Raw genomic sequence first — 2,008 nt, 5'->3', positions numbered from 1 at the left:
GTCGCCGACGCCGCGGTGGCGGCATCCGAGGCTCCCCCGCTCGACGCCGCCACCGCGAGCGCGACCGCCGCGCCCGCCGTCGCCACGGCGAGCGTCAGCGCGACCACGGCGACGACCTTGCGCACGACGGAGCCTTCCGGAGGGGACCGATCCGCTCGGGCGGAGAGCTCAGCGCCTGCCGGTGCCGAAGATCCCGCGGATCACTCCGCCCAGTATCGCCTCAGTCGACTTCGAGTTCAGAATCTGCTCGATCGGCGAGGCCGACCGCGACCGCGACGTCCGGGTCGCGCCGGCGGTCTTCTTGAGCAGCCGCTCGTACTCCTGCTGCGCCTTCTTCTCGGCGGCGGCCTGCGCCTTGTCGATCGCGGCCTGCTGCTTGGCGAGTTCCGCGTCGATCTTGGCCTTCTCGAGCGCGGCCCGCTCTGCGGCGGCCGCTTCGTCGGCGGCCTTCATCTTCGCCGCGAGGATCTCGCGCGCCGACTCGCGGTCGATGGCCGTGCCGTACTTCGCCAACAGCGGCGACGCCCTCACCGCGGTCTCGATCGCGGGGTCGGGCGTCGGCGACATGAGTCCCTGCGGCGCGCGGAGGCGGGTCCACGCGACCGGCGTGGGCGCCCCCTTCTCGCTCATGACCGTGACGATCGCCTCGCCGGTGCCGAGCTCCTGCAGCACGCGCTCGAGGTCGTAACCCGAGGTGGGGTACGTGCCGACTGTCGCGCGCAGCGCCTTCGCGTCGTCGGGGGTGAACGCGCGCAGCGCGTGCTGCACACGCGAGCCGAGCTGCGCGAGCACGTCGGACGGCACGTCCTTCGGGGTCTGCGTCACGAAGAAGACGCCGACGCCCTTGGAGCGGATGAGTCGCACCGTCTGCACGATCGCGGCCAGGAAATCCTTCGACGCGTCCTTGAACAGCAGGTGCGCCTCGTCGAAGAAGAACACCAGCTTCGGCTTCTCGGGGTCGCCCACCTCGGGGAGGAGCTCGAACAGCTCCGCCAGCAGGTACATCAGGAACGTCGAGAAGAGCGCCGGCTTGTCGATCACGCCCGGCACCTCGAGCAGGCTAATGACGCCGCGTCCGTCGGGCGCCGTGCGGAGGAAGTCGGTGACGTCGAACTCGGGCTCGCCGAAGAACACATCCGCACCCTGGTCGGCGAACGTGATCAGCTCGCGCAGGATCACGCCGGCGGTCGCCGCCGACAGCCCGCCGAGCTCCTTGAGCTCGGCCTTGCCCTCGTCGCTCGTGAGGTGCGTGAGCACGGCCCGCAGGTCCGAGAGGTCGACGAGCGCGAGCCCGTTCTCGTCGGCGTAGTGGAACACGAGCCCGAGGCTCGACTCCTGCGTGTCGTTCAGGCCCAGCACCTTGCTCAGCAGCAGCGGCCCGAAGCCCGACACCGTCGCCCGCACGGGCACGCCCTTGCCGATGCCGCCCAGCGCGAAGAACTCGGTGACCGACGCCTCGGGCTTCCAGTCCTGGCCGATGCCCTGCGTGCGCGCCAGCAGCTTCTCGCTCGGCTCCCCCGGCGTCGCGATGCCCGACAGGTCGCCCTTGATGTCGGCGGCGAACACCGGCACGCCGCTCGCGGCGAGCTGCTCGGCGAGCCCCTGCAGGGTGCGGGTCTTGCCGGTGCCGGTGGCCCCCGCGACCAGCCCGTGCCGGTTCATCATGCCCAGCGGGATCCGGACCTGCGCCTCCGGCACGGGATCGCCGTTGACGAGCGCGCCGAGATCGAGAGTGGGGGTCTGGAAGCTGTACCCGGCGATGATCCTCTGGATCTCTTCCGGCGTCAGGGGGCCGGTCGCGTCGGTCGGCTTGCGGGGTTGGGATGCGTGTTCCTGCGCAGCCGGGACCTCGGTGGGCGCTCCCGCGGGCCCGGGGGTCTGCGCGGCCAGGGTCTCGCCCACGGCGGGCGCGGCGGTGGTGGCCGCGCGGTCGGAGGCTTCGGCATCCGTCGCCGGTGTCGGTGTTGCCAGATCAGGAGATATGGCGGAGGCAGGAGGTTTCGTCGCG

Annotated in this window: 1 protein-coding gene; it reads right to left on the bottom strand. The window is 71.6% G+C overall.

The genetic code is table 11. The features are described 5' to 3' along the window. Nucleotides 1–168: 168 nt before the first annotated feature. Entirely contained in the window at nucleotides 169–1,983 is a 1,815-nt protein-coding gene (locus EIO58_RS16940; RefSeq protein WP_446723943.1) for a helicase HerA-like domain-containing protein, read from the bottom strand. Nucleotides 1,984–2,008: the final 25 nt, after the last annotated feature.

The organism is Microbacterium sp. CPCC 204701, from assembly GCF_004010105.1.
Lineage (GTDB): Bacteria > Actinomycetota > Actinomycetes > Actinomycetales > Microbacteriaceae > Microbacterium.
This window is presented reverse-complemented; position numbering and strand designations above follow the sequence as displayed.